This window comes from Lacibacter sp. (assembly GCF_035299325.1).
Lineage (GTDB): Bacteria > Bacteroidota > Bacteroidia > Chitinophagales > Chitinophagaceae > Lacibacter.
Genome location: NZ_DATGWT010000015.1, coordinates 85,786 through 111,518, shown reverse-complemented (window position 1 = coordinate 111,518; position 25,733 = coordinate 85,786). Strand labels below are relative to the sequence as shown.

Annotated in this window: 26 protein-coding genes; 14 read left to right on the top strand and 12 right to left on the bottom strand. The window is 41.0% G+C overall.

Translation table 11 applies throughout. The features are described 5' to 3' along the window. Nucleotides 1-59: 59 nt before the first annotated feature. The 10 genes from VK159_RS09930 to VK159_RS09885 all read left to right on the top strand — a co-directional run bounded on the left by VK159_RS09930 (nt 60) and on the right by VK159_RS09885 (nt 11,147). Nucleotides 60-455 (top strand): hypothetical protein, encoded by a 396-nt coding sequence (locus VK159_RS09930; RefSeq protein ID WP_324229979.1) that lies wholly within the window; start codon nt 60-62, stop codon nt 453-455. A 177-nt stretch (nt 456-632) separates the two neighbouring features. Further along, on the top strand, nt 633-1,031 hold the full coding sequence (locus tag VK159_RS09925) for a hypothetical protein (protein WP_324229978.1): 399 nt from the start codon (nt 633-635) through the stop codon (nt 1,029-1,031). 94 nt (nt 1,032-1,125) lie between these two features. Next, on the top strand, nt 1,126-3,162 hold the full coding sequence (gene uvrB / locus VK159_RS09920) for an excinuclease ABC subunit UvrB (protein ID WP_324229977.1): 2,037 nt from the start codon (nt 1,126-1,128) through the stop codon (nt 3,160-3,162). An 88-nt stretch (nt 3,163-3,250) separates the two neighbouring features. Beyond that, on the top strand, nt 3,251-3,991 hold the full coding sequence (locus tag VK159_RS09915; protein WP_324229976.1) for a ParA family protein: 741 nt from the start codon (nt 3,251-3,253) through the stop codon (nt 3,989-3,991). A gap of 161 nt (nt 3,992-4,152) precedes the next feature. Beyond that, nucleotides 4,153-4,350, top strand: coding sequence for a hypothetical protein (locus tag VK159_RS09910; protein WP_324229975.1), 198 nt, complete (start codon nt 4,153-4,155; stop codon nt 4,348-4,350). Nucleotides 4,351-4,590: 240 nt separating this feature from the next. Further along, nucleotides 4,591-7,509 (top strand): DNA polymerase I, encoded by a 2,919-nt coding sequence (gene polA / locus VK159_RS09905; protein WP_324229974.1) that lies wholly within the window; start codon nt 4,591-4,593, stop codon nt 7,507-7,509. A 12-nt stretch (nt 7,510-7,521) separates the two neighbouring features. Beyond that, nucleotides 7,522-8,781, top strand: a complete 1,260-nt coding sequence (locus VK159_RS09900) for a hypothetical protein (protein WP_324229973.1) — start codon at nt 7,522-7,524, stop codon at nt 8,779-8,781. A 37-nt stretch (nt 8,782-8,818) separates the two neighbouring features. After that, nucleotides 8,819-9,481: a DsbA family protein gene (locus tag VK159_RS09895; RefSeq protein ID WP_324229972.1), complete on the top strand. Its 663-nt coding sequence runs from the start codon at nt 8,819-8,821 to the stop codon at nt 9,479-9,481. A gap of 14 nt (nt 9,482-9,495) precedes the next feature. Then, nucleotides 9,496-10,410, top strand: a complete 915-nt coding sequence (locus VK159_RS09890) for a 1-phosphofructokinase family hexose kinase (RefSeq protein WP_324229971.1) — start codon at nt 9,496-9,498, stop codon at nt 10,408-10,410. Nucleotides 10,411-10,502: 92 nt separating this feature from the next. Further along, complete coding sequence (locus tag VK159_RS09885; RefSeq protein ID WP_324229970.1) at nt 10,503-11,147, top strand: DUF1579 domain-containing protein; 645 nt, start codon at nt 10,503-10,505, stop codon at nt 11,145-11,147. A 241-nt stretch (nt 11,148-11,388) separates the two neighbouring features. Here the strand turns inward: VK159_RS09885 and VK159_RS09880 are convergent, their stop codons facing one another. The 5 genes from VK159_RS09880 to VK159_RS09860 form a co-directional block, all read right to left on the bottom strand. Continuing rightward, nucleotides 11,389-14,802, bottom strand: a complete 3,414-nt coding sequence (locus tag VK159_RS09880) for a VPS10 domain-containing protein (protein WP_324229969.1) — start codon at nt 14,800-14,802, stop codon at nt 11,389-11,391. Nucleotides 14,803-14,836: 34 nt separating this feature from the next. After that, nucleotides 14,837-15,370 (bottom strand): DinB family protein, encoded by a 534-nt coding sequence (locus VK159_RS09875; RefSeq protein WP_324229968.1) that lies wholly within the window; start codon nt 15,368-15,370, stop codon nt 14,837-14,839. A 178-nt stretch (nt 15,371-15,548) separates the two neighbouring features. After that, nucleotides 15,549-16,295, bottom strand: a complete 747-nt coding sequence (locus tag VK159_RS09870; protein WP_324229967.1) for an ankyrin repeat domain-containing protein — start codon at nt 16,293-16,295, stop codon at nt 15,549-15,551. A 6-nt stretch (nt 16,296-16,301) separates the two neighbouring features. Continuing rightward, the gene (locus VK159_RS09865; protein WP_324229966.1) at nt 16,302-16,688 is read right to left on the bottom strand and encodes a YciI family protein; all 387 of its coding nucleotides are present in this window, start codon (nt 16,686-16,688) and stop codon (nt 16,302-16,304) included. Continuing rightward, on the bottom strand, nt 16,685-17,140 hold the full coding sequence (locus tag VK159_RS09860; RefSeq protein WP_324229965.1) for a DUF1801 domain-containing protein: 456 nt from the start codon (nt 17,138-17,140) through the stop codon (nt 16,685-16,687). Before VK159_RS09860 ends, VK159_RS09865 begins: the two co-directional genes overlap by 4 nt. 115 nt (nt 17,141-17,255) lie before the next feature. Here VK159_RS09860 and VK159_RS09855 point away from each other — a divergent pair, with 115 nt between their 5' ends. Then, nucleotides 17,256-17,420 (top strand): hypothetical protein, encoded by a 165-nt coding sequence (locus VK159_RS09855; RefSeq protein ID WP_324229964.1) that lies wholly within the window; start codon nt 17,256-17,258, stop codon nt 17,418-17,420. An 855-nt stretch (nt 17,421-18,275) separates the two neighbouring features. Further along, nucleotides 18,276-18,665, top strand: coding sequence for a hypothetical protein (locus tag VK159_RS09850; protein ID WP_324229963.1), 390 nt, complete (start codon nt 18,276-18,278; stop codon nt 18,663-18,665). Nucleotides 18,666-18,685: 20 nt separating this feature from the next. On the opposite strand, the gene VK159_RS09845 is transcribed toward VK159_RS09850, so the two are convergent. The 7 genes from VK159_RS09845 to VK159_RS09815 are packed head-to-tail and all read right to left on the bottom strand — an operon-like array spanning nt 18,686 to nt 22,720. Beyond that, nucleotides 18,686-19,210 carry a DinB family protein gene (locus VK159_RS09845; RefSeq protein ID WP_324229962.1) on the bottom strand — a complete coding sequence of 175 codons (525 nt, stop codon included), beginning with the start codon at nt 19,208-19,210 and terminating at the stop codon, nt 18,686-18,688. A 28-nt stretch (nt 19,211-19,238) separates the two neighbouring features. Next, nucleotides 19,239-19,742 carry an SRPBCC domain-containing protein gene (locus tag VK159_RS09840; RefSeq protein WP_324229961.1) on the bottom strand — a complete coding sequence of 168 codons (504 nt, stop codon included), beginning with the start codon at nt 19,740-19,742 and terminating at the stop codon, nt 19,239-19,241. A gap of 2 nt (nt 19,743-19,744) precedes the next feature. Next, a complete protein-coding gene (locus VK159_RS09835; RefSeq protein WP_324229960.1) occupies nt 19,745-20,230 on the bottom strand; it encodes a DUF6265 family protein in 486 nt (161 codons plus the stop codon). A 3-nt stretch (nt 20,231-20,233) separates the two neighbouring features. Beyond that, nucleotides 20,234-20,632 (bottom strand): VOC family protein, encoded by a 399-nt coding sequence (locus VK159_RS09830; protein WP_324229959.1) that lies wholly within the window; start codon nt 20,630-20,632, stop codon nt 20,234-20,236. 16 nt (nt 20,633-20,648) lie between these two features. Then, nucleotides 20,649-21,614, bottom strand: a complete 966-nt coding sequence (locus VK159_RS09825) for a hypothetical protein (RefSeq protein ID WP_324229958.1) — start codon at nt 21,612-21,614, stop codon at nt 20,649-20,651. Between the two features lie 23 nt (nt 21,615-21,637). Further along, on the bottom strand, nt 21,638-22,153 hold the full coding sequence (locus tag VK159_RS09820; protein ID WP_324229957.1) for a hypothetical protein: 516 nt from the start codon (nt 22,151-22,153) through the stop codon (nt 21,638-21,640). A gap of 51 nt (nt 22,154-22,204) precedes the next feature. Next, nucleotides 22,205-22,720 (bottom strand): hypothetical protein, encoded by a 516-nt coding sequence (locus VK159_RS09815; protein ID WP_324229956.1) that lies wholly within the window; start codon nt 22,718-22,720, stop codon nt 22,205-22,207. Between the two features lie 158 nt (nt 22,721-22,878). Between VK159_RS09815 and VK159_RS09810 the strand changes: the two genes are divergently transcribed. Together VK159_RS09810 and VK159_RS09805 are read left to right on the top strand one after the other, a co-directional pair. Further along, entirely contained in the window at nt 22,879-23,115 is a 237-nt protein-coding gene (locus VK159_RS09810; protein ID WP_324229955.1) for a hypothetical protein, read from the top strand. Nucleotides 23,116-23,248: 133 nt separating this feature from the next. Continuing rightward, entirely contained in the window at nt 23,249-25,654 is a 2,406-nt protein-coding gene (locus tag VK159_RS09805) for a zinc-dependent metalloprotease (RefSeq protein ID WP_324229954.1), read from the top strand. The last annotated feature ends 79 nt before the right edge of the window (nt 25,655-25,733 follow it).

Genomic DNA, 25,733 nt, shown 5'->3' with positions numbered 1-25,733 from the left:
ACGGCGTAAACTTTTTGGAGACCTGCCGTCTAATCCTGTTCAAACTAAATTTTATTACAATGAAAGTACTCCAATTTTTATTCCTATTTATCTGTGTGGGTGCAATGGCACAGGCACAGCCGCCAGCCGATACTTCAAGAGGCAGAGGTCCACGTGTAGATATGTACAAGGATCTCAACTTAACAAAAGACCAGCAGGAAAAAGTAAAAGCCATCCAGGACAAGCAGCGCACAGAATCAGAAGCAGTACGCAACAACAGTTCGCTGAGCCGTGAACAGCAGCGTGAGCAAATGATGGAGATCCGTAAAAAATACAGTGAGCAGATCGATGCATTACTGAACGCAGAGCAAAAAGAGAAGTTGAAAGCAAAGCAAAAAGAAATGCAGGAAGAAATGCAAAAGAGACGTAACGGTGGCGGCGGCCCCGGTGGGCAAGGCGGAGGAAATAACAATTAATTGTGAACCGGCGAAAGCCGGTTTTTTATTTGAGTGATATACACTTTGTTCCGTTAGCTCTCAGATTTCCAGAGGCATATGGCTCAACGAGTTCTAACAATACTTTATGAACGATCATTAAACGCAGGAGTGCATTTAACGTCTTTAGCGTATCATTCATAATTTAAAACACCACATATGAAAGTATTCCAGTTTTTGATGTTGTTTCTTATGGCCGGCGCAGTGGCGCAGGCTCAAACAGTTGCTACCAAAAAGAAAGCAAAGGTTCGCACAGAGGGCAAGCAGATGCATAAACAAATGCACAAGGAGTTAAATCTTACATCCGAGCAGAAAGCACAGTTGAAAGCCATCCATGAAAAGCAAAAAGCAGAAATGACGGCTATTAAAAACAACAGTAGCATTTCAGCTGAGCAGAAGAAAGAACAGTTCAAAACTTTAAAGAAGCAATACCGTACACAACGTGAAACTGTATTTACACCCGATCAAAAAGAAAAAATGAAAAAGTTTCATGAACAACACCCGAATAGAAAAGGGATGAAACACAAGCACAAGATGCACGAAAAGAAAACTGTATAACATTGAAACCGGCGAGAGCCGGTTTTTTGTTTTTAGACCTTTGTTGGTTACCTGACCAATCAACAAGTAAACACAACACTTCCTAACTTTACAGATGCCTTTTCAACTTCATTCACCTTATTCTCCCTCCGGCGATCAGCCGCAGGCGATTCAACAGCTCACCGAAGGAATTTTAAACGGAGAGAAATTCCAAACACTGCTTGGTGTAACCGGCAGTGGTAAAACATTTACCATAGCCAACGTTATTCAAAATGTGCAACGACCAACGCTTGTGCTTACGCATAACAAAACATTGGTGGCGCAGTTGTATGGTGAGTTCAAACAATTCTTCCCTGATAATGCAGTGGGTTATTTCGTAAGCTATTACGATTATTACCAACCCGAGGCATATATGCCGGTGAGTGGCACCTACATTGAAAAAGATCTCAGCATTAACGAAGAGCTTGACAAACTGCGTTTGCAAGCTACCAGTGAATTGTTAAGCGGACGAAGAGATATTATTGTGGTGGCAAGTGTGAGTTGCATTTACGGTATGGGTAACCCGGTTGATTTTGAAAATGGCATCATCCGTATTCAAAAGAAACAAACACTTTCACGGCAAGGCTTTCTGCATTCATTGGTGAATAGTTTATACAGCCGCACACAAGGCGATTTTACAAGAGGAACATTTCGCGTAAAAGGCGATACCGTTGATATTAATCTGCCTTATGTTGATTTTGGTTACCGCATCAGTTTTTTTGGTGATGAAATTGAAGAGATCGAAACCATCGATACCAAATCGGGCAAGCGAATTGGCAAAGTGGAGAACGCCGCCATATTTCCCGCCAACTTATACATTGCACCAAAGGATCAGATGCAGCAGATCATATACGAAATACAGGATGAGGCAGCTGCACAGGTAGAGTACTTTAAACGTGAAGGCAAATACATTGAGGCGCAGCGATTGAAAGAACGGACCGATTATGATCTGGAGATGATACGTGAACTGGGTTACTGCAATGGAATTGAAAACTATTCAAGGTTTTTTGACAGGCGTACACCTGGTACAAGACCGTTCTGTTTGTTAGACTATTTTCCAAAAGATTATTTAATGGTGATCGATGAAAGCCATCAAACCATTCCACAGGTGAGTGGTATGTATGGTGGCGACAGAAGCAGGAAATTGGTATTGGTTGATTATGGTTTCCGTTTGCCGAGTGCAATGGATAACCGTCCGCAGAATTTTCATGAGTTTGAAAGTTTACTCAACCAGGTAGTGTTTGTGAGTGCAACACCGGATGATTATGAACTCGAGAAAACCGGTGGTGTGGTGGTGGAGCAGGTTGTTCGTCCAACAGGTTTGTTAGATCCTCCCATTGAAATTCGTCCGAGTGTAAACCAGATCGATGATCTGCTGGATGAAATTGATAAACGTGTGAAAAAAGGCGATCGTGTATTGGTGACAACATTAACCAAGCGAATGGCAGAAGAGATGGACAAATACCTGAAGCGAATCAACATCAAATCAAAATATATTCATAGTGAAGTTGACACGTTGGAGCGTATTGAAATTTTGCGTGACCTGCGATTGGGTGTTATTGATGTGTTAGTTGGTGTAAACCTCTTGCGTGAAGGCTTGGATTTGCCTGAAGTATCATTGGTTGCAATTCTTGATGCAGACAAAGAAGGGTTCCTGCGTAACGAAAAAAGTTTAACGCAAACGGCCGGTCGTGCTGCACGTAATGTGGATGGTCTCGTTATCTTCTATGCCGATAAGATGACGGAAAGTATGCGCCGCACCATTGAAGAAACAAGCAGACGAAGAGAAAAACAGATCCAGTACAATATTGAACATGGCATTACACCACGCACCATCAAAAAAAGTATTGAACAGGTGATGGGCCAAACTGCAGTGCTTGATATCAAAGGATATGATCCTGCAAAATCATATGCGCTTGCACCCGATGGTGAATTGGTAGAAGCTGCCGAAGACCAGGAAGTATATCAAACTATTCCGCAAATGGAGAAAGCGGTTGCCCGAACCAAGAAGCAAATGGAAAAAGCAGCACGTGATCTTGATTTTATGGAGGCAGCAAGGTTAAGGGACGAAATGTTCAGGTTGCAGAAAGAACTGGAGGCAATGAAGAAATAACATTGAACCCGCAAGTGGCTTCTACAGTTAAGGTTTTCCAATTCTCCCCGTCTTTTCTTAACTTGAAGCTCTTTCAAAAAAATCAGCCATGTTCACATTTGCTTTATTTAACCTCAAAGGAGGTGTTGGTAAAACTGCCAGTTGCGTAAACTTTGCATACCTCGCAGCAAAAGACGGATACAAAACCTTGCTATGGGATATTGATCCGCAGGGTGCTACTTCCTTTTACTACAAAGTAAAACCCAAGCAAAAAGTGGTGATGAAAGATGTGGTTGGAAAAGATGCGGAGCTGGCCGACAGCATCATGGCAACAGAGTATGAAAATCTCGATATTATTCCAGCCGATATAACAGCCAAAGCACATGATGTAATGATCGATGAAATGCAGGCATCAAAAAAACGTTTGGCAACTATCTTGAAGCAATTGAAGAGTGAATATGATTTCATCTTCATTGATTGCCCTCCGGGTTTAAGTTCATTAGCAGAAAATATTTTTAATGCATCAGATATTGTATTGATGCCCATCATACCCACAACACTTTCTGTTCGCACCTATCACATGGTGAAAGACTATTTTAAAGAGAAGAATATCGATCAGAAAAAAATGACCTGCTTCTTCACTATGACTGATCTGCGTCGCAACATGCACAACGAAGTGATGGAAGAATTATACAAAGACAAGCGCTTCTTCGAAAACTATATTCCTTACTTAAGTGATGTAGAAAAAATGGGTGTACACAAAGCTCCGTTAGAAGAATTTGCACGCAGCAGTTACGCTGCGCAATGCTATCGGGATTTGTGGGAAGAGATCAAGGAAGGAGTGCTGTAACTCAATACAGTAGCGGATTTCAGCCGACCGTAAATTTACCAAATCGCTATTAAGTACTAACCCTGAATTTTCGAAAATAGGCTGCTAAGTGTTGCACAAGTCAAAAACTGTATCTACATTTGAATTGTCCAATTCTTTTGAAAAAACTAAATCCAAATGTCATGAAAAAGCCATTGCGTTTCTTCTCATTCGTATTTTTCCTCTTCGCTATTTATTTGAACGTATTTTACAAGGAAGATTCTTTCTTGGCACGTGTCGTTGCAGGCAAATCTGAAGTTGCAAAACAGCAAACAGCTCAAAAACAATCTAAGGAAGCAAAGCCTTTAGAAAATGAGCTCGCTGAAAATAGCGGCAAATAATTTCACAATACATATTGTGCATCAACTATTTCGTTAAGCAGTCAACGAACCGGCGATCCGTACCCTATATTTTTATTTGCTGCCGGTGTTGAATTTTCTCATAATGTAAGTTTTGCGGAGGTGGTTTCCACCACCTCCTGTTTTTATTTTGCTTACAAAAAAACCACGTTATAAAACGGGGCTTTTCTCGTTTATAAAAATTTCTCTTTTTCTCTTTGGCAAGGATGCTAACTTAGCGGCATGGCCAATGATAAAAAAGTTTTTCTGCTCGATGCGTTTGCACTCATCTTCCGTGCATACTATGCACTTATTCGCAGCCCACGTAATACATCCAAAGGAAAAAACACCAATGCACAGTTTGGTTTTACCAATGCATTGATCGAATTGATCACTAAACAAAAGCCATCACATATGGCGGTTTGTTTTGATACGGCAGCGCCAACTGAACGTCACACCGATTTTGCAGAATACAAAGCCAATCGCCAGGAAGCACCTGAAGATCTGTTGATGGCTATTCCTGATATTAAGCGCATCATTAAAGGATTTAATATTCCGGTAATTGAAAGTGATGGTTATGAAGCCGATGATGTGATCGGTACATTAAGTAAACTGGGTGAAGCTGCCGGGTACGAAGTGTTTATGGTTACACCCGATAAAGATTATGGCCAGCTTGTAACAGATAAAGTGAAAATTTATAAACCTGCTTACCAGGGTGGTGATGTGGAGATCATGGGTCCGGAAGAAGTGTGTGCCAAATGGGGAATCAAAAATGTGAGCCAGGTGATTGATATACTCGGTATGATGGGTGATTCGGTTGATAATATTCCCGGCATTCCCGGTGTGGGCGAAAAAACTGCAGCTAAACTGTTAGCAGAGTATGATACGTTGGAAAATGTATTGGCCAATGCTGCTAACATTAAAGGAAAGATGGGCGAAAAAGTGGCGGCCGGAAAAGATCTTGCGATCATGAGTAAGAAACTCGCCACCATTATTACCAATGTGCCTGTTGAATTTCATGAAGAAGATTTTCGTTTGAAAGAATGGAACAAAGAAGAGTTGGCAGCAGTGTTTGCTGAACTGGAATTCAAAACAATTGGCAAACGGATTTTAGGTGACGACTTTAATGCATTCAGTTCAGCACCGGTTGGCGTGCAGAAAGATCTGTTCGGTAATGTGATCGATACAACAATGGGTGAAGTGCGGAAAGAAAAGAAAGCGCCACCAAAATCTGCACAAACAGAAATCTTTGCGTCAACTGATGGAACCGAAGCTGAGCAAACCGCTGAAGAAGAAAGTGCTACTGTGTTGGATCTCGGTGCTTCAAAAAATATCAACAACACAGAGCATGAATATATTGCTGTAACAACGGAAGCAACAATGAAAGAACTTGTTGCTGAGCTATCAAAGCAAAACGAAATTTGTTTTGATACAGAAACAACAGGCATCGATGCAAATGATTGTGAGATTGTAGGGATGAGCTTTTCGTATCAACCACATAAAGCATGGTATGTTCCTTGTCCTGTTGATCAAACTGAAACAAAAAAAGTTCTTTCCATCTTCAAACCATTGTTTGATGATGAAAGCAAAACATGGATCGGACAGAATATCAAATATGATCTGTTGGTATTGAAGTGGTACGATGTGGAATTGAAAGGTCCGTTGTTTGATACCATGCTGGCGCATTATGTAGTTGAACCGGATGGCAAACGAAGCATGGACGAGTTGAGCGCACAGTTTCTTGGTTACGAGCCGGTGCATATTGAAGAATTGATCGGGAAAAAAGTTCCAAAGAACTCAACCTCCAAACAACAAGGAACAATGCGTGATGTGGAATTAGAAAAGATCACTGATTATGCAGCTGAGGACGCCGATATCACATTGCAATTAAAACATTCGTTGTTTCCGTTGTTGAAAGAGAAAGAAGTGGAACGTGTGTTTTACGAAGTGGAAAATCCATTGGTGAAAGTACTCACGGATATGGAGTTTGAAGGAATACGTGTTGATGTTGATTTTTTAAATGAGTATTCGAAACAACTCGATAAAGACGCAAAAGAAGCTGAACAGAGAGTATATAGTTCAGCCGGTTTGAAATTCAATCTTGCTTCGCCGAAACAATTAGGAGAAGTATTGTTCGATCATTTAAAGCTTGATCCCAAAGCGAAGAAAACAAAAACAGGCCAGTATGCAACAGGTGAAGATGTGTTGTTGAAGCTGGCGCATACAAGTCTGATTGTAGAAGATATTCTTGCATTCCGTGAATTGACGAAATTAAGATCAACTTATGTTGATGCATTACCACAACTGATCAATCGAAAAACAGGAAGAGTTCATACAACGTATGGACAGGCAGTTGCAGTAACCGGTCGTTTGGCAAGTAACAATCCCAACCTGCAGAATATTCCTGTTCGTACAGAACGTGGCAGAGAAATACGAAAGGCATTTGTACCAAGAGATGCGAACCATGTATTGGTGAGTGCCGACTATTCGCAAATTGAATTACGCATTGTTGCTGCTATCAGCGGCGATCCTGCCATGTGCGAAGCATTTATTCAAGGGAAAGATATTCATACTGCCACTGCAGCCAAAGTGTATAAGATCGACGAGAAAGATGTTACCAAAGAGATGCGCTACAAAGCAAAGAGTGTAAACTTCGGTATCATTTACGGACAAGGTGCATTTGGCTTGGCAGATAATTTAGGTATCAGCAGAACCGAAGCAAAGGAAATTATTGATAACTATAAACGTGAATTTGCAGGTATTCAAAAGTACATGGACGATACCGTGAACTTTGCACGTGAGAATGGTTATGTAGAAACCTTGATGGGCCGCAAACGTTGGTTGCGTGATATTAATTCCAGCAACTTTACAGTTCGTGGTTATGCCGAACGAAATGCCATCAACTCGCCGATACAGGGAACAGCTGCTGATATGATCAAATTGGCGATGATCAAAACACATGATGCATTAAAGAAGAGTACGTTCAAAAGCAAAATGATCTTACAGGTGCATGATGAATTAGTGTTTGATGTACTGAAAGAAGAAGCAGAAGGCATCAAGGCATTGATCATTGATTGCATGCAAACTGCTATGCCACTCACAAATGGTGTACCGGTAATAGCAGAAGCAGGAACAGGCGATAATTGGTTAGAAGCACATTAAACAAAAACGGTGATGCGTTTTTTCTTATTGATTGTTTGTATCTCTATAAAACTCGCTGTTGCAGCGCAGGTGAAATCTATTCACTTCATCAACGGGCAATGGTTCAATGGAAAAGAGTTTACCGCTACTGATTTTTATAGTGTGAACGGACTTCTCACAAAGAATGCTCCATCAGTTGTTGATACAGTTGTTGATCTCAAGCAACAATTTATTATTCCTCCATTTGGTGAAGCACATAATCATTCACCCGAAACTGACCAGGATATTGATGTGTTTATTGAACGTTACCTTGCCGATGGTATCTTCTACATCAAAAATCCAAACAGTATTCCGTTTGCAACAAATAAGATAAAAAGCAAGATCAATCATCCACGAAGCGTTGATGTGATCTATGCTAATGGCGGACTTACTGCAAATGGCGGGCATCCGACAGTATTGTATAACTACATGCTGGGCACTACTTATAAAAAAGCACTGCCTGGTTGGACAACAAAAAGTTTTGAAGGCGAAGCCTATTATCTCATCAATTCAAAAGAAGAACTGGAAAAGAAGTGGCCGTTCATTCTTTCGCAAAAACCGGGCTTTATCAAATTCTATCTCATTTTTTCAGAAGAGTATGACCAACGAAAAGATGATACACTTTTCAACGGCAAAAAAGGAATTGATCCAAAGCTGGCAAAGCTCATTACGAAGAAAGCACATGCAGCAGGATTGAAAGTGAGTGCACATGCGGAAACCCCAAGCGATCTGAAAGTTGCTTTGGCTGCGGGTGTTGATGAGATCAATCATTTGCCCGGCTACCAGGTGCGGTGGAGAGATGGTTACACCGAAACTTATTATAAACTCCCAGCTCAACTGGTGCGTAAAATGAAAAAAGAACGAGTGTATGTTGACCCAACTTATTCATTGCTGCAAACAGAGATAAAGCCAATGAGCAATCAGCAACGTGAAGCTCAAATGAATGTGCAAAAGGAAAACCTGCTGTTGCTTAAAAAATATCATGTGCCGGTAACAATTGGTTGCGATAGTTACAACCTTACTGCGCAAACCGAAATCGAATATTTGCGTAAACTGAATATTTATACAAACCTGGAGTTGTTGAAGATGTGGTGTGAGGTAACACCTGCTGCAATTTTCCCAAACAGAAAAATTGCAAAACTGCAGGAAGCTTATGAAGCAAGTTTTCTTATTTTATCAAAAGACCCATTGGAAGATTTTGAGCACGCCTACAATATTTCTCTGAGGGTAAAACAGGGAGTGATTTTGTGGTGATGAAATTTCATATTGCAGAACATTTTACCTTTGGGCCATGCAACCGATCTTGATCTATTGTTATGATGCATATTGTGGCTGGTGTTACGGTTTCAGTCCTGTTATCAAAAAAATCAGCGAAACATATAAACAGACACTTCATTGCGAAGTGTTGAGTGGAGGTATGATCTTACCTGAGCAACCCGTGCATATCCGTGTAACGGCTGGTTATATTAAAGAAGCTTACAAAACAGTGGAAGATTATACCGGAATAAAGTTTGGTGAAGATTATCTCTGGCACATTAAAAATCCTGAAGAAAGTGATTGGTTCCCTTCATCAGAAAAACCCGCCATTGCATTATCCATTTTCAAAGAATTATTTCCTGAACAACAGGCACAATTCGCATCCGATCTGCAATACGGTCTGCATTATGAAGGAAGAGACCTGACAGATAATGAAGCCTATCGTCATTTGCTTGAAAAGTATAATATTGATGCAGATGATTTTTACGCCAAGCTAAAGTCGGAAGAATACAAAGAGAAAGCTTATTACGAATTTCAATTGTGTAAGCAATTACAGGTAACCGGTTTCCCGCAAGTTTTGATACAGCTCACGGAAACAAAATTCCATCTGCTTGCAAGAGGTTATACTGATTATGATACACTCTCTAAACGTATTGATCTGGTGTTAACCGAAATAGAAAATCACTCATATAATTAATTGAAACCCACCAAATGATTCTCACAGTAACGCTCAACCCCTGCATTGATAAAAGTTCTGTAGCTGAAACATTGAAACCCGAGAGCAAACTCCGTTGCACGGAAGTAGTGAATGAACCAGGCGGTGGCGGCATCAACGTAAGTAAAGCATTAAAAAAACTGCAGACTTCATCGATTGCTTTGTTTCCATCGGGCGGACATAATGGCGATATGTTGTGTTCGTTACTTCGGGAAGCTGATCTTGAATTTCATGCAGTAGATACAAAAGTGGAAACAAGAGAGAACTGGATCGTTTTGGAATCATCAACGAACAATCAATTTCGTTTTACTTTTCCAGGTCGTGCTGTGCAGGAAGAAACCATGATCACATTGATCGATCATATCCGCAGCTTTACTCCATCGTATGTTATTGCGAGCGGAAGCTTACCTCCGGGCTTACCTGATTATTTTTATGGACTGATTGTTAAGAATGCAAAAACTGTTGGTGCACGTTGCATTGTTGATACAAGCGGACCTGCATTGCAGGCGTTACAAGGCAAAGGTGCTTATCTCATCAAACCAAATATTGGTGAGTTGTGTAAAATGCTGAATGTAGAATGGCTTGATAAGAATGAAGTACCCGATGCAGCACAGCAAGCAATTCGTGATGGTTTTGCTGAATTGATCGCTGTAAGTATGGGTCCTGATGGTGCATGGCTCATGAGCAGTGATGAAAAACATTTTGCTGCCGCACCAAAAGTTGAAAAGAAAAGTACTGTGGGTGCAGGCGATAGTATGGTGGCAGGCATGACGTATATGTTGCAACAAAACCGTTCACTAAAAGAAGTGATCTCTTTTGGTGTGGCTTGTGGCAGTGCTGCTACCATGAATGCAGGCACACAACTCTTTCACAAAGCAGATGCAGAACGTTTATTTGCAGCCATGGATTGATCTTTATCAGCTTATTTTCCGGCTTCATCTTTTTTCTTCTTGCATAAAGAAAGGAAACAGCGTATTTTATTGTTCCTTAAAACAATAAACAAATGAAACGAATTACTCTCTCACTTTCGTTGATTGCGTTCATTTTTTCTTCCTGCAATAACGAAAGCAAAACAGAATCAACAGCAACAGACACAACCGCTGCTGCACCAACAACAACTCCTGAAGCACCGGCAATGGATTCAGCTGCAATGGCCAAAGCATGGGAGAATTTCATGACGCCGGGTGAAATGCACAAATGGATGGCGAGTCATGCAGGAACATGGGATGCTGAAGTAACCTCGTTTATGCCCGGAGCTGAACCATCGACATCAAAAGCAACCGAAGTAGTAAAGATGGTGATGAATGGATTGTACCAGGAAGGAAATCTTTCGGGCACCATGATGGGTATGCCTTTCACCGGAAAGAGTATAATGGCCTACGACAATGCCAAGAAACAATTTGCACTTACATGGATCGACAATCTGGGCTCAGGGCTTATGCTCATGACAGGTCAATATGATGCTGCAACAAAAACAATGAACCTGAACGGCACACAAACCGATCCCACAACCGGTAAAGATTCAAAAGTTCGGCAGGAACAAAAGTTTATTGATGATGATAATTATGTATTAACAATGTATGGTGATGGACCTGATGGCAAAGAAGCAAAGTTTATGGAAGCAAAATTTAAACGGGTAAAAAAATAGTCAACCATTAGCCTTATATACAGCCTCTTGTTTTACAAGGGGCTTTTTTATACGTTGAAATGATCGAGTCACAGATGATACGGATTGAAAAGATTTCCACGGATTTTTTGTAAAGCAAGTTATTTCGCATAACAGAACAGCCGCCTTTCTTAAGGCGGCTGTTCTGTATTTTTATCCGTGTTAATCAGTAGTATCTGCGTCATCTCCGCCTGCATGGCTTCGTCGGGCAGGAACGACTCTATCAATTCCCTTTCCACTCAGGCATCCGTCCCGGTGTATAGGGTGCACCATTCTTTTCTAAAATATCTTCCAGTCGTTTTACTTCAGCTGCAATGGCTTTGATCTCATTATAAACAGGTGTGAATTGCTTCGCTGCAATCTGGTAAGAGTTGAGTTGTGTTTGTGTTGGTGCAGCCGTTGTATTCCACAACGATCCGATCACATAACCAATACGTCCGTTAATTGAAGGTGTTGTTTCAAACTCTCGTCTGGCTACCGATGCATCACCATTCAGTTGTCGGTTCACAGCATTCAATCGCTTTTCAACATCTTGCAATGCTTTCGACAGATCGAGTGATTGTTTTGGTGTTTCAATAATTGCTTGCTTTAAGTAACGCACTTTATTCACCAATTCACCACGGTACTGATCCGTTGCCGCTACCACACGACTTAACTCTGCAATTTTCTTACTGAAATCATCCAATGCGTTTTTATCAGTTGCTGGAAGTGTAGCTGTGTTCAACGTCATTGCTTTGAACGATTGTGGTTCGGTAAGATCGGTGTACACCCCATCTTCAAATTTGCTGAGTGAAACTTTATACGTGCCCGGCAAAGCGAAATAACCTTGATCTGGCGAACTGAATGCAAATGATTCATCAAACGTTGTAAAATCAATTGGACCGAATGGTGAAGTGCGGAAATCCCAGACGATACGTTTCAATCCTTTTTTCGCAGGCGCTTTTAATCGGCGAACAACATTACCTCCTTCATCGGTAATAGTAAATAACAAATGCGGTACAGGTTGTTCATCTTCCAAACGCAGTGAATCAGGTGATGGATAAGTTGGCGCTTCACCTTTCTTTATTTTTTCTGCTTCAGCTGCTCTGCGTTTTTCTTTGATTGTTTTAATATCATCTTTCAGATAATACGTAAACACCGCTCCCACTTTCGGATTAGGTGTGGTAAAGAAACTTTCGCCCTGGAAACCTTTGCCTCTAACGCCCAATGGTTGCGATTGGATAAACATCCACGCATCTTTTACCGGAAAGATCACTGCCTGTTTATCGAGGTCTTCTTTTTTCAAATGGCGTAACGGAGTATAATCATCCAGCACATAGAAGCCACGACCGAAAGTTGCAAGAATAAGATCGTTCTCTCTCTTTTGAATTTCCAGATCCTTCACGGCAATGGTTGGCAAGCCCGCTTTCATCTGCACCCATTTTGCACCGCCATCAATACTTACAAACAAACCAAACTCAGTACCTACAAACAACAGGTCTTTGTTTACATGATCTTCTGCAATGGTGTAAGATGTTCCTCTCTCCGGTAAATTATTGGTAATTGATTTCCATGTTTTACCGCCATCACTTGTTTTATAAACATAAGGATGAAAATCGCCATAACGATGATGATTGAAGGTAACGTAAGCCACATTCTTATCATGCTGTGATGTGATGATATGATTTACATAAGTACGCTCAGGTACACCGGCGATATTATCCACCTTCATCCAGTTGCTGCCGCCATCAGTTGTAACCTGTATCAAACCATCATCAGTACCAACATAAATTGTATTCTCATCAAACTTCGATTCAGCAATGGTTGTGATGTTGCCATAAATATCAGTTGAACCGTTTTTTGCAACTGCATCCATGCTCCACACTTTACCCATCACAGGTAATTTGTTACGATCGATCTGTCTTGTCAAATCAGGACTGATCACTTTCCATGTACTGCCACGGTCATCTGTTCTGAAAACTTTATTCGCTCCATGATAAAGACGCTTGTTATCATATTTTGAAATTACGAGCGGTGCGTCCCAATTCCAGCGATAGGCTTCCCCTTCCGGTTCCTGTGGTTGAATAAATAAAAACTCACCGCTTTTTTTATCGTAACGTGTTAACGCACCATATTGAGCCTGTGAGTAAACAATATCAGGATTACTTTGATCGATCTGTGATTCGTAACCATCACCTAAACTTGTGAAATACCAATCAGAATTAAAAATACCATTGGCACTTAATGTACGTGATGGCCCACCTAAACTGAAGTTATCCTGTGTGCCACCGTGAATATGATAGAACGGAAATGCATTATCGGTTGCCACTTTGTAAAACTGTGTTACAGGAAGATTGGCTTTAAAGTTCCAGTTCTCACCGCTATCAAAACTTTCATACACACCACCATCGCAACCAACTAAATAATGCTCGGTGTTTTTTGGATTGATCCAGATCACATGGTTGTCGATGTGTTTATTTTTTTCACCAAGAATAGAAAATGTTTTACCACCATCTTTACTTACGCCGAAATAAACATTGATGACAAATACTTTGTTGATGTCTTTTGGATCGCAATATATTTTCTGGTAGTAGTTACCCGAAGTTGAATAGCTGCTTTGCTTTTCCCAGCTCGCACCACGATCGGTACTTTTAAACACACCACCTTTTCCTTCTGTTGCTTCCACAACGCAATACAACACATCCGGATTAACCGGTGAATAATTCAAACCAATTCTTCCAAGCTCACCGGCAGGTAAGCCGTTCATCATCTTGTTCCAGGTGGCTCCGCCATCAACACTCTTGTACAATGCCGATTCAGGTCCGCCGCCAATATAGGTAAACACTTTCCGCTGACGTTGATGTGCTGCTGCATACACAATATTCGGATGGCGGGGATCAACCATTACTTCATTAAAACCGGTGTGCTCACTCACATTCAACACCTGCTTCCATGTTTTACCACCATCAGTTGTTTTGTAAATACCACGTTCGCCGCCACTGCTCCAGACAGGACCGTAGGCTGCTACATAAACAATATCACCGTTTGTTGGATCGATTGCAATGCGACCGATATGTTCTGAATTTTTTAATCCAACATTCTTGAAGCTTTTTCCTCCATCTTCGCTTTTGTATAAGCCATCGCCATACCCAACCACACGTTGATTATTATTTTCACCACTGCCCACCCATACAACATTTGTATTAGTTGGGTCAATCGCCAAACAGCCGATGGCAAATGAGCCTTCGCCATCAAAAATGGGTGTGTAGGTAACGCCTGCATTAGTTGTTTTCCAAACACCACCTGCTGCCGCTGCAACATAATACTCACTGTGGTTTTTTGGATTCACAGCTATATCAGCAATACGACCCGATGTAATAGCAGGGCCTACACTTCTGAACTGCAAACCACTTAATAGGCCGGTATTAAAAACATCTTTCGGTTCTTCCTTTGGTGGAGTTGCTGTTTTCTTTTGTGCGGTTACAGTAATGCAGACGGTGAGCAGTAATAGACTGCTGAGAAGTTTACGTTTATACATAACAGTTGGTTTTGAAAATGGATAAGAAAGGTAATAAAAAAGTTGACCATGTGCATGATCAACTTTTCCATTGATAAAATAGGGTTGCCAACCTTCATTCTTTTTAAAAGAAATTGACATAAAGATTTAAGGTTGGCAACCCTGAACGAACGATTTAGAATAATTTTTCATTCGGTGGTTTAATACCAACCAAACGAATATAGATGGTTGTTTGTCCACGATGGTGTGTTTGATGTTCAAAGGCTTTATTCAACCAAACCAATCGGGAAAACATAAAATTACCACGCCCTGCTGTTTCAGTTAACTTACTTACATCCATATTACGGATGCTTTCAATGGCATAATCATAACTCGTCGTTACAAAATACAGTACAGAGTCGGCTGATTGTGCTGTTGCACGTTGCTCCAGGTTTTGCCCGAATGAAATACGTTGCGCACCGGTGCCGTTTGCAATAAAACCAACAATGCCTTGCGAGAGGTGCAGCATTTGTTGTGCAAATGTGCGGATGCTGTCCTGTGCACGGAAACTGTATTTGTCTTTTGGCATTGCATCAAGGTATTCTTTGGTATATGCTTTTGCACGTTCCCAATCTTTGATGTAATAAGCTTTGATGGAATCGGCTAATTGTGCTTTTGTACCGGCTACCGCCAACAGCATGATCGCCAGTATCAACATTTGCTTTCTCATATGTATGTTTGGTTGTGATGAAATAAAAATGTATAACAATTTATTTTTAAGACCAGGCTTTTTTCATAATACTATTCATACATAAAGTATAACCAGAAGTTAAAACTGTATCTGCAAACAAAAAAGGCATTTATGACAAACGGTGGTTGAACAAGAAGTGTTTAGTCTTTTTTTACAATCAGGAATTGAGATACTTGTTCGGAACATTCGCAGACGTATAGTCGATATTATATTGATGTTTTAATAAAAGCGAAACAACTTCATGAATGGTTTTTTCATTTCGGTGCATTTGCGGAAGCAATCCCGTCATCGCATAACTGATTGGGTTAACTGAAGGGATCAACGTTTCCCATGGATAACTTTTTCCCCAAATAATTCCTCTCACAGTAATATCCAGCTTTGCGCCATGCTCTAACAGAAAATGCATCATCTCTTTTGATTGATGATTATTCTGATTTACTGTATGAAAGATGGGCGTTTGTGTGCCAAAGCCAAATTCATCTGTTCCTGCTGTTGCATTTACATCGGCACCATGTTTTACCAATACTTCAGCACAGGCCACATGATTAAATTCAGCACATACATGCAACAGCGTGGCTTCTTCAAGCGCTGTGTAAGCTGAACGAAACGAAATTCGTTTTGAAGGAATTGATGGATCTTTTTTTAATTCTTCTTCCAACATCACAGCATCATTCAATAACACCGCAAGTAAAGGCCTGTCATCAAACCGCAACCCGGCATCTACAAATGCTTTTACACAATCGTTGAAACGGGGAGAGCGTGTGTACTCACTCAGCAGTTCGTAAATAAGTGGTTGATTATTGTGCAAGCTGTTTGCATCGAGCCCGTGTGCAAAGCAATTACGGATGCCATCTACAGCATGTAATTCAAGTAACGTAATAATATCATCTTCCGGCACATGCATGGTTTGCTATTCGCATTTGTTCACTGCTACACTATAAGGTACAACTTTTGCCAGCATGATTTTGTTTTTTACAGCAGGATCGTCCTGCATAAACTGCATCGCTTCTTTTTCATCTTTGGCATAAAAGATCACCAGGCCCATCATGCCGGCATCAGCTAATTCCAATTGTGTTCTCCCGGCAAGCAGAACAACACCTTCGTTCTTCATCTTTACCAATCGTTGGAAATGTTCGCCGGTAATGGCCTCGTCTTGCTTGGTCCAGTTTTTTTCATCTTTGTATTTATCGGCAAGTGTAAGAATGCCCAGCCATTGCGGCGTTTTTGTTTTATCCTGGGCAGATAGCTGTGTTGCAAACAAGAAGCAGATAATTGTAAGCAGTTGTTTTATTCTCATCGTTTTAATTTTAGTTCGTAAAGAGTGATCCATTCATCGGCCGACATTTTAGAAGCAAGTTCGCCGATCAATTCAAAGGGAATATCCTCCGGCTTTTTGTAACGGATGCAGCTTTTACCCATGTCAAGTTTTTTGGCCGAAGCTTTGGCATGAGCAGCGGTAAACCATTTCAGTAACTCAGGGCTTGCATAGATACCCATGTGGTAAACGGCAATAAAATTCTTTTGCGAAGCAATGCCCATAAATGGCAGAGGGTCTTTTGGGTTGCAATGATAACCGGCCGGGTATTTTGAATGCGGTACTGCATAACCGAGCATACCATAGCCCATCATTTCCTTGAATCCGGGTGAGAGTTTTTTTTTGATCACGGCCCGTAGTTTTTTAAATGCTGCCTGTCGCTCTTCCGGCATTTCTGCTATATAATCGGCTGGGGATGTTGCTGTTGATTGCATAAATGAAGTTGTTTCGTTTGAATGGAATTACAAATTAAGGTTTTACTGTTATGCTTTTAAACCAAGCCTATAGAATTTCGACTACACAATAACTACTAGAAACAAGTACAAGCTAATGAGTAAAGGTTCTATTGCGGGCGGCTTGCCGGGGTTGTTACTTTGTATCCGCAACGGTGATGATACGGACAACAAGAAACGCTTACTAACTGACAATATAGAACGAATTGATCCCGACGAAAAACCGTTTACCCAAAAACCACATGTAATTATTCCTGATTGAAAAGCCTGTTTTTAACCGTACCGTTTACCCAAAACCCACTAAAACCACAAAGAGCTCTTTTTTAAGGTCGTTTACCCAAACTTCTAATACCAATATCTATAAGAAAACCGGTTTTGATCTGTACTTGTGTAAACCAGGTTTTCGAAAAATTGCATGATGATTAACTTACCCGGAACCTAAGTTTCGAAAAATCAGCCAATCGTGTCTACGATCAGCTTTTTCTTTTACATCTTAAGCTACCACTTCTCACTTTCTAATTCAGCAATTTACAATCGTCCTGTTAAGCTTACATCAACTTAAAAAGTATTCATTTTTTCATTCGTTCTTGTTTCTGTCTTCTGCATTTTCTGTGTCCGGTTGTTCAAATCCAACATTTGTTGACGAAATAACTTTACCTCCTGCCGAATTTCAACTACAACCCCACCTTAAAATAAGTACGCTTGAATGAGCTCATGTACTATTTTTTTCGGCTTTCAGCGGTTGTTACTTTGTACTGTCAATGACATTGAAACAATATCCAAATGATCAACCAATAATCCTTTTCCAATTGAAGAACTGAAAACCGGAACCATTATTCAAAATCCACTAGTATGTAAAAGCCAATGTTTGATCCGTACCCTTGAATACTTTATCTCTGAAACCAAACCTTATGAAAGCTTACCCAAAATCCAATTTTATGAAACCCGATGTTTGATCCGTACCCGACTACCCATTATTGAAGTTCATGTTGATTGTTATAGAGGGCCCCGTTTTTAATCCATACTCTTTTGAAAACTATTTTACACCTGTGAGAACAATTGAATTGTACCCTTTGTTTTTAAAAGTAAACCATCCTTGCTTCCTCAAATCTTTTATATGAAAAATCAATTTGCCCTTAAACAACTCGTTGGTCATGTGGCTCAATCAATTTTACCTTCTGCTGTCAGCCGCAACAGTTTTTTTGTTAACGACATTGCAGCTGATCTGCAGGTTTCAGCCGACCGTGATGTGCTTGCATCAGTACTAAGCAACTTATTACAAACAGCAGTTGCCCAAACAGAATGCGACTGCATCCGCATCTCAGCTTACGAACAACAGCAACAGGTTTTTCTACAGGTAAATGAAAATGGCCGATGTTACAATGCGGATATTTTCAATAAAATGGAACAGCTCATGCCAATGGCTGCCGTACTTGGCGGTGCCATTGCCGTTAAGCCTGCTGAAAACGGTCTTGAATTAGCGCTGCGTTTTCGCACAGAAGTATAAAAACTGCCTTCCTGTATTTTTCAAAACTGAAGAATTCTGAAAAACTGAGGCCATGGCCCCATCTCTTCTACATACTGCTTCGACATAACTCTTGTGATCTGCGCAATATGTGTAAGATCATGCACAATCCACGTTGATAAGAGATTTCGTAAGGTTACTTCTCCCAACACCGGATGCTTTCCTTTTCGTTCAAGATCATTTTCCGTTAATTGTATTGATTGCAGCCATGCAATATTTTCTTTCCTGATCTCATCAAATTCATTCAGCAATTGATCTAAGTTTTTGCCTTTGCTTTCTTCATATTGTGCAAACCTGTCGTATGGATCGAACGGTTTATTTACGCCATGTTCCAAAATGATCTTTGCACGTACCACCCAATCTGTTTTTTCGCCATGAATTAAATGGCCCACCACATCGTATGGTGAAAACGTATCAGGACCTTCATTATTTATGATGAGATCATTTGATAAACCTGCAAGCAATGATCTTAAAACAAGCGGCGTACGTTCGAGTATATTACATGCTTCCTGCTGTTGATACTTCATTTTTTCTTCATTGAAGGTTTGGCGTTTTTTATGCGCTGATGACGTTTTGCAAGGCTTCATTCTTGTTCCGCAGATCAATACCACCTTCAAACATCGATTTCATATTGGCGAGATAAAATGTCCAGCCGGTTTTGCAACCGATATGCCATAGCTCTTTTGCCTTGTCATCAGTTGGGATATTATCCTGCAGCAATTCAACGATCATTTCATTTTGTTCTTCATAAATGCGTATACTGCAATCGCCTGCTTTGCCAAAACGGAATTTAAAAAAATCAATGCCGTTGCAATCAAGTATCTCACCTGTCTCGGTTACGTCATCGTTGTAACCAAACCAGCGCCAGCGATAAGTATCGCCTTTATGAACAGGTTCATCGTCACCTCGTAATGAACCATTTGGCTGACTGTATTCACTCATTCTTAAAAACCAGTATTCAATACCGCCCCGTGTGGCCCATGCACGATAGAGTTGTTCAATTGATTTGCTTTTTATATTGATGCGAACAGTAAACCTGCTCCAATCGAACGAAGACATAGTCAATCTTTTTTACGTGAATAATAAAAGTTTGATTTTTTTACAGGCGTTGCAGCGCCATCGTCAATTACTGCATGGATAGAATCTTTATTCACCAATGTATAACTGATACGTTTTGGAAAATCATGCTGCGGGTTTTCTGCAACAAAACCTGTTTCGCTATGCGACGTGATCTTAAATTCCACCGGTTGCTCTCCGTTCTGATTTTTTACAGTCGGGATATAATAATAGTTGCCGTTACGAAATGCCAGTTGAATTTTTTCCAACGGAATTTCTGTTCCATCGGAACCTGTCATGATGCTTTCGCCTGTAAGTGTGCTGTCGTTAGCAACGGCCCATTTTTCAGTAATGATTCCACGCCTTGTTTGCATTTGCCAGGAACCCTGCAACCATTTGAATGATTTCATGTTTACAGTGATGCCCGACAGATCAGGTGAAAAACTGCAGACAGAATGTAGCATTAACAATGCGATGCTGTTCTTTTTCATTTTTTATTGTCTGTATTTTTCAGGAACGTTATGCAGTGCAATGCGGTTGCCTTCTGTATCTAAGAACACAGCCATATCGCCATACTCATCGGAGATCGTTGTCTTCGGAACAAGTATCTTACCACCCGCTGCTTCTATTCGGTCAAGAAAGATCTGCACATCAGGATTGCCATTTAAATAGATCAACGGGCCATCAGTAGCAGAAGGTTTGTAGAAATTAGTGCCTTCCTGTACAAGCGTTCCGCCAATTCCTTTCATTGGATCATCAAGCGGGAACATCCGCATTTTTATGCCCTGAAAATCGAGTGCCTGCATTTGAATGTTAAACACAGCTTCATAAAATTTTTGTGCCCGGTCAATATCGGTGGCCGGAATTTCGAACCAACTGATTGCATTATCCATGTTGTAAGTTTTAAGGTTATTTAAAAAATTGAGATGCGTCGATCCAGTAAATATTGTCCCACCCATTCAACGGTTGGTTGATGAGTTGTTTTAACTCAGTTAGGGTCTGCTGTTTTTCAAATGGTGTTTTGATGATGCTGTTTCGGCTGCTGCTGAAAAAGAAATATTTTTTATCGGGACTGATGTACGGGCAATAGGTAAGTCCGGCTCCGTTAATTGCTGTTCCAAGATTTACGGATGCCGTCCATTCGCCTTGTTCATTTTTTTTGCTGATATAAAGATCGCCTGTTCCCAAAGCGTCTTTCCGTTTGTAGCCGGTGTAAATCACAAACTGCTCATCAGGATCAACAAATGCATTGAATTCATCGCCATTTGTATTGATCACATCAGGTAAACTAATGGCTGGCTCAAATACATTGTTGTTCCATTTGCAATACACAATGTCTTCGCCTTTATCTTTCATCACTCTTGTAAAATAAATGTTGCCGCTTTTTGTGATTGACGGATAAAATTCATCGGCCGTACTGTTCACCGGCTCAGGTAACGGAACGGGATTACTCCACTTGCCATTTTCTTTTGCTAGTACCCACAGGTTGTAATCTTTTGTGTTAGTGCCGGGTAATGGACGGTTGGAAGCGAAATACAATTTCGTTCCGTCGGGTGAAAACGCAGGCTCCAGATCATTATACATCCCGGAGAAATTTGCAACAGCAGGTTTACTCCATTTGCCATTTTTCTTTTCTGCATGCAGGATGGTGCTGAACATGCCGCCCCTGTATTGAACCGTGTACAACAACTCATCGTATGCAGGTGAAATCGCCATATCTCTGTTGCTCAATTCATCTGATACAATGCCGGGAGCAAACAAGATTGCTTTGTTGCCGGGTGAAGACTGATTAAAAAATAAACCCGATGAATTGCTTTGTGCAACGACTTTTAAGCCCATCGTTACAATGAACGGGAGAAGTACAAATCCACGCATAATTGTATTTATAAAACACTTCATTATAATGCTGCTCTTGTTTCTTTCAATCCTTTACTTTGTAAATATTCCACCAACTCTTTTGCTTCTTCACCACCTCTGTTTGCATGATGCAATAATGTAAAACCATGCGGGCCTCTTGCGTACAGGTACGATGGGTACGTTTCGATATATGCTTTTACAATTTGTGTTTTACCCAACATGGTGAGCACAAACAAATTGGTGCGTGCTCCTTTTTCAATCAGATAATTGGCAATGTCTTTATTGCCTACATGCCCTGCACCTTCTAGTCCTGTTTCAAAATCACCGCCGCCTAAATCCCAAGTGGCGTAAATGAGTGTTGGAAATTCTTCCAGCAACTGTTTTACTTTATCCAGATTATTATGCCCTGCACTTACAAAATCTTTTACTTTTTCAGCAGGCAATGGATCAACCTTTGACCGCTGCATTGGTTTTGTTTCCTGTGCCAATATGATAGATGGGATTGCAACGATGCCGCTGCCAACAACTACATTCTGCAGAAATGATTTACGGTTCATGATAAAGGTTTTTCTTAAAGTTCCGAAATAGAAAAGAGGAATTTCCTCCATTCATCCTTTTTTACGACGGTATTCAAGATCGTATTCAGTTTGCCAGGTAGCGCCATTGTCTTTTGTAATTTCTGCAAACTGCCGCACTTTATCAGTCGACAGATTGAAGAAAGTTAACTTCCTTACCGCAATAGTATCTTTTGAAAAAGGAAACGGCTTTGTTTGAAAGATAATTTTCTGATCATCGTATTTCCCTTCGAGATATTCGGTACTGCCGCCTGTATTATCAACCCAGGTTTGTTGCCATTGTTTTGTATTCCTGTTCCATGTATTAAAACTTTTGCCGGCATAACGCAAACCTTGATTTGCTCCGGCACTTGTCCATTCTTCAAGAATAATACAACTATCGAGTATCAAACTGATCTTACTGTCGCCGGCTTTGGCTCCCGTCTTTCCATACACATCCCATTCACCGATCCAGAAATCGAATTGACGATAAGCAGGAGCACTGCAAGGTTTTTGTGCTGAAAGTTGAATAGTTGTGAAACAAGCAAAAAGAAGAAGCAGATACTTCATGGCGATAAGGTTGTGATAACAAGGTAATGCTTAATGCTATCATTTTATCGCCACACAGCAATGATTGCGCCCATTAGTGTAAGTGCCGGTGTGCTTATTGCCAATTGCCCATTCTTCCTACCTGTTCTTCCCTTAACTTTGCAGTTCAAACTAAGAACATGAAAAAGTGGGGATTGATGATCGTTTTTTTAGCCATTGCATTGCTGTTTGCAGGTATTGATGCTGAAGCACAATGTTCGATCTGTACAAAAACTGCTTCACAGCTTGGTGAAAAACCAGCGAAGGCCTTGAACGGTGCCATCATTTATCTCATGAGCACTCCCTTACTCATTATTGGTTTCATAGGCTGGCGCTGGTGGAAAATGCAAAAGAAAGACGAAGAAGTACAAGCTTGATTTTCCCTTTATTCTGATCATCGGTAATTCTAATTCCGTCTTACGAGGGCGTCCGACGTGAAGTAACCATTAATCAAATTCTTTTTAGACAATCAACCGCAACCCGTAATTTGTATGCATCAATCAACTGCATATGAGACAATCAATTTTACTATTGTTGCTGTTACCTCTTTTTATAACGGCACAGAAACTTCCCTCTGTTGAAGAAAAGACAAACGGCCTGAAAAAATATGAAGGTTACTTTACCTTTTACTGGGATGAGAATACCGGAAAAGTTTGGCTGGAAGTAGACAAGTTAGATACAGAATTTTTATATGTTGTTTCTCTTCCTGCAGGATTGGGATCGAATGACATTGGTCTTGATCGTGGTTTGTTGGGCGAAGACCGTGTGGTGAAGTTCAATAAAGTGGGTCGCAAGATCTTACTCATTCAACCGAATTACAGCTACCGGGCCTTATCGAATGATGCGGCAGAAAAACGGGCAGTGGAGCAGGCGTTTGCTCAAACAACGGTGTGGGGTTTTACTACCGAAGCAGAAAGCAACGGCAAATTCCTTGTTGATGCAACTGATTTTCTGATGCGTGATGCCATGAAAGTGAGTAATACTATCCGACGGATGCGACAAGGAAATTATGCGCTGGATAAAACATGCAGCGCCATGTACCTTGCACGCACCAAAAATTTTCCACTCAATTCAGAACTCGAAGTAAGCGTTACTTACACCAACAGCGATGGTGAAGTAGGCAATTTTGTACAATCAGTTGCTCCTTCAATAGAAGCGATCACCCTTCGTATTCATCATTCACTCGTGCAATTGCCCGATAATAATTATAAGCCGAGAGTTTTTGATCCCCGCAGCAGCTTCATACCCGTTTCGTTTTACGATTATGCGTCACCCGTTAGTGACCCCATCGAAAAACAATACATCGTCCGTCATCGCTTAAAGAAAAAAGATCCGGCTGCTGCAAAAAGCGAAGCAGTAAAACCGATCATTTATTATTTGGATAATGGAACACCGGAGCCCATTCGTTCAGCTTTACTCGATGGTGGTAAATGGTGGAACCAGGCTTTTGAAGCAGCGGGTTATGTGAATGCATTTGATGTGCGGATTCTTCCGGATAGTGCAGACCCTATGGATATCCGTTACAATATGATCAACTGGGTGCATCGTTCAACACGTGGCTGGAGTTATGGCGCTTCTGTTGTTGATCCACGAACAGGTGAGATCATCAAGGGACAGGTATCGCTTGGTTCATTACGTGTGCGACAAGATTATCTCATCTTCTCCGGCTTGTTATCGCCTTATGAAACGGGTATTCCTGCAAATGATCAAATGTTGCAGGCTGCATTGGCAAGGTTGCGTCAATTATCTGCACATGAAATTGGCCATACCATTGGATTGATGCACAACTATGCAGCCAGTGTAAGCAACCGTGCAAGTGTAATGGATTATCCGCATCCAACTATTCGTGTAAATGCGGCTGGTGAAATGGATTTCTCCAGTGTGTATGATGATAATATTGGTGATTGGGATAAAGTGGCTGTTACATGGGGCTACCAGGATTTTCCTGCAGGAACGAATGAGAAAACTGCACTGAATAACATTATCAGCGATGCAAATAAAAAAGGATTGCAATTCATCAGCGACCGGGATGCACGTGCTCCGGGTGGATTACATCCGCAGGCACATTTGTGGGACAACGGTGTAAATGCTGCTGATGAATTAAAAGAAGTGATGAAAGTACGCAGCAAAGCGTTACAACAATTTGGAGAGAAAAATATTGTGCCCGGAATGCCGATGGCGATGCTGGAAGATGCGTTGGTACCAGTTTACTTTTATCATCGCTATCAAATAGAAGCAGCCACCAAACTTGTGGGCGGCATGTATTATAATTATGCATTACGTGGCGATGGTCAACTCATCACCAAAATGTTGCCGAAGGAAGAACAACGCAAAGCACTAAATGCCATTGTTGATTGTATTGATCCGAAAGTGTTGATGATACCCGATCGTATTGCTGCATTGATACCACCACGACCATCGGGCTATGGCAGTTCAAGAGAATTATTCCGCAAGCGAACCGGTTTATCATTCGATCAGTTATCACCCGCAGAAACAGGCGCTGATCTTCCCTTCTCTTTTTTATTCAACAGCGAACGGTTGAGCCGAATGGTGCAGCAGGAAGTAAACGGTGGCTTGGGTGTTTCTGAAATGATCCAAACATTAATCGATAAAACATGGAAAGCTCCACGCAGGAGCGGTATGGAATCATTGATCCAACAACAAACAGAACAGGTATTGTTAACTTATTTGCTTGCGTCATCTGTTGATGAGAACAATTCTTTTCTTGTTCGTGCTGTTGTCCAAAAAGCACTGAGTGATCTGAAAAAACAAATTGAGTTGCAATTAAAAACTGTAACAGGCACTTCGGCCGGTCATTTGCAATTGGCATTGGAGCGTATGAAGAATCCAAAAGATGCGAAACCAACTTTGCATAAAGAAGCACCGCCGGGTGCACCGATTGGTTGCGAGGAGTAAGCTAAGAGATGAAAGAGTTGAAAAAGAAAAAGAGGAGATCGAAACGGTCTCCTCTTTTTTATCTCTTTTCACTCCTTCT